Here is a 2,725-nt window from a genome sequence, read left to right on the forward strand (position 1 = left end):
TCGCGCGCTCGTGCGGCTCGAAGACGTTCGTGATGATCGAAAGGGTCTGCGGCATGATCGCGGCCCCGCCCAGGCCCATCGCCGCCCTGGCCCAGATGAGCTGCGCCGGGTCCTGCGCGTACGCCGAGAGCAATGACGCGATGCCGAACATCACCATGCCGGCGATCAGGATGCGCTTGCGGCCCAGCCGGTCGCCGATGACGCCGAAGGTGAAGAGCAGCCCGGCGAACACGAGCGTGTAGGAGTTGATCGACCACTCGAGCTCGCTCTGCGTCGCGCCGAGGCCGGCGCGCGGATCGGCGATCGTCTTGAGGGCGACGTTCAGGACCGTGTTGTCCAGGACGACGACGAGCAGGCTCACGACGAGAACGCCGAGGATGTACCACCGCCGGGGATTGGCGGCCGGCACAGGGGGTGCCACTGAATCCACGCTGCTCCTTTGACTGCGGAGATTAAACGATACGTATGCGTATCGTATTGATCCGAGCCTACGCCGCGCCGATAGCGATACGCAAACGTATCGTTTCTCGGGCGGTCGCCGGCGGGGTGCCTCCCGGAATCCCCGGGGGTACCGGAAGCGTTGTCAAAGTGGGATCATCGATCCCGTCCGGGGACGCCACCGTGGCGCCTCGAGACTGGAGGTTCTCGATGTCTGCTGTCGTCGTGCCCGACGCGCACGCCAACAACGCCAAGGCCGCCACCGACGCCCCGCCCACCGCTTCCGGTCAGCCGACCGCCCTCTACGGCGGCCAGTCCGGACGCCGGGTCACGGTGCGGGACATCGCCGCCGCAAAGCAGCGGCACGAGAAGTGGCCCATGCTCACCGCCTACGACGCCCTCACCGCGCGGATCTTCGACGAGTCGGGCATTCCCGTGCTCCTCGTCGGCGACTCCGCCGCCATGGTCGTGTACGGCTACGACTCCACCATCCCGGTGACCGTCGACGATCTGATCCCGCTCACCGCCGCCGTGGTCCGCGGCTCCAAGCGCGCCATGGTGGTCGCCGACCTGCCGTTCGGCTCCTACCAGGCCGGCGTGACGGAGGCGCTCGGCACCGCCACGCGGTTCCTCAAGGAGACCGGCGCGCACGCGGTCAAGCTCGAAGGCGGGCAGCGGATCCTGGCCCAGGCCGAGGCGATGGTCGCGGCCGGCATCCCGGTGATGGGCCACCTCGGGCTCACGCCGCAGTCGGTGAACACCTTCGGCGGATACCGCGTGCAGGGCCGCGGCGAGGCGGGCGAGCAGCTCATGGCCGACGCCAAGGCGCTGGAGGCCGCCGGGGCCTTCTCCGTCGTGCTGGAGTGCGTACCCGAGGATCTGGCCGCCCGGGTCACCGCGTCACTGTCGATTCCCACAATCGGCATCGGCGCAGGCCCCGACTGCGACGCCCAGGTCCTCGTCTGGCAGGACATGGCCGGGCTCACCCCCCGGACCGCCAAGTTCGTCAAGAAGTACGCCGACGTCGCCGGGGTGCTCACCGACGCGGCGAGGTCGTACGCCGAAGAGGTCGTCTCCGGGGCCTTCCCCACCGCCGCGCAGTCCTACCACTGAGACATGGCGCGCCACTGAGACACGGCGCCCGCGACGCCCGCCCCTGCGACGCGTGTCCGCAGGGGTGGGTGGCCGAGGCGGCTGCGACCGGCCCCGGGCGATCACGAACGGGCTCGGGCGACTACGAACGGGCCGCCACCGCTGCCAGGAACTCCTCGGGAGCCACCAGGCCCGGCGGGCGGCGGTCGCGCGCCATCTCGTTGGCCATGTGCCCCAGCAGTTCGTTGACGGGCGTCGGCACCCCGTACGTCCGCCCGAGCAGGACGATCTCGCCGTTGAGATAGTCCGTCTCCACGCTGCCGGTGGCCCGTTGAAGGCTCTGGACGGAGGAGCCGCCGAAGCGCCGCCGGCCGCCCACCGGCCGCACGTTGAGCACGTCGGCGTAGACGGTCATGTCCGCCTCGGCGAAATCGACGCCGGCCGCGTGGAAGCACGCCAGCCCCTCGGCCCGGGCCAGCGCCGCGATGTCGCGGGCGCCCTCCCCCGGCCCGCACACCACCTCGGCGGCGTTTCCCAGGTTGGTCAGCAGCTTGCCGTACTTGTACTGCATCACGTCGGGCCGGTGGGCGGAGCCGAAGCCTGCGTCGCGGAAGGCGCCCGCGATCGCGGGCGCCACGTCGTCGGTCCCCCCGGGATAGCGCCCGACGTCGAGCACACCGCCGACCGGCGCGGAGTACACCTGCACGACCCCGGGTCGCAGGTGGGCGGCCGGCAGGACCACGCACACGCCGTACACCCGGGCGAACGACCGCAGCGCGAGGCGCTCGTTCTCCACCCCGTTCTGCGCACAGGCGACGACGATGTCCGGCGGCGCCGAGGCGGCCAGAGCGCGGACGGCCTCGGCGGTGTCCTGTGTCTTCATGCCGAGCAGCACGACGTCGCCCGGCTCGTAGCCGAGCTCACTCGGGTGGCCGACCACCGGGATCCGCAGGCGGGCCGAGTCGTCCGGCGACTCCACCAGAAGCCCGCGATCGCGGATCGCGGTGCGGTGCGCGCCGCGCGCGATCAGTGTGACGTCGTGTCCCGCCTGGAACAGCCGGCCACCGATCACCCCGCCGATCGCGCCCGCCCCGTAGACGATGAACCGCATCGCACCTCCTGTCGCAGCGGGCACCCGCCGCCTCGACCCGCCGCGCCCTGCCTCGACCCGCCATCCGTCCCGCGCGGCGGCCGT

Annotated in this window: 3 protein-coding genes; 1 reads left to right on the forward strand and 2 read right to left on the reverse strand. The window is 71.6% G+C overall.

Going from position 1 to position 2,725, the window contains the following annotated elements; all coding sequences use genetic code 11:
- Positions 1-421: MFS transporter (locus tag HKK72_RS38425; protein ID WP_315987660.1), on the reverse strand; the 421-nt coding region annotated here is incomplete at its 3' end.
- Positions 422-648: 227 nt separating this feature from the next.
- Between HKK72_RS38425 and panB the strand changes: the two genes are divergently transcribed.
- On the forward strand, positions 649-1,551 hold the full coding sequence (panB, locus tag HKK72_RS38430; RefSeq protein WP_187239296.1) for a 3-methyl-2-oxobutanoate hydroxymethyltransferase: 903 nt from the start codon (positions 649-651) through the stop codon (positions 1,549-1,551).
- A 121-nt stretch (positions 1,552-1,672) separates the two neighbouring features.
- On the opposite strand, the gene HKK72_RS38435 is transcribed toward panB, so the two are convergent.
- A partial coding sequence (locus HKK72_RS38435; protein WP_222721668.1) for a ketopantoate reductase family protein occupies positions 1,673-2,725 on the reverse strand: 1,053 nt, incomplete at its 5' end.

Origin of the sequence: Actinomadura sp. HBU206391 (genome assembly GCF_014323665.1) — a bacterium.
Lineage (GTDB): Bacteria > Actinomycetota > Actinomycetes > Streptosporangiales > Streptosporangiaceae > Actinomadura_C.

Bases quoted from the DNA above. Each gene is read 5' to 3' on its own strand.
- panB (WP_187239296.1), top strand. From the start codon at position 649: ATGTCTGCTGTCGTCGTGCCCGACGCGCACGCCAACAACGCCAAGGCC.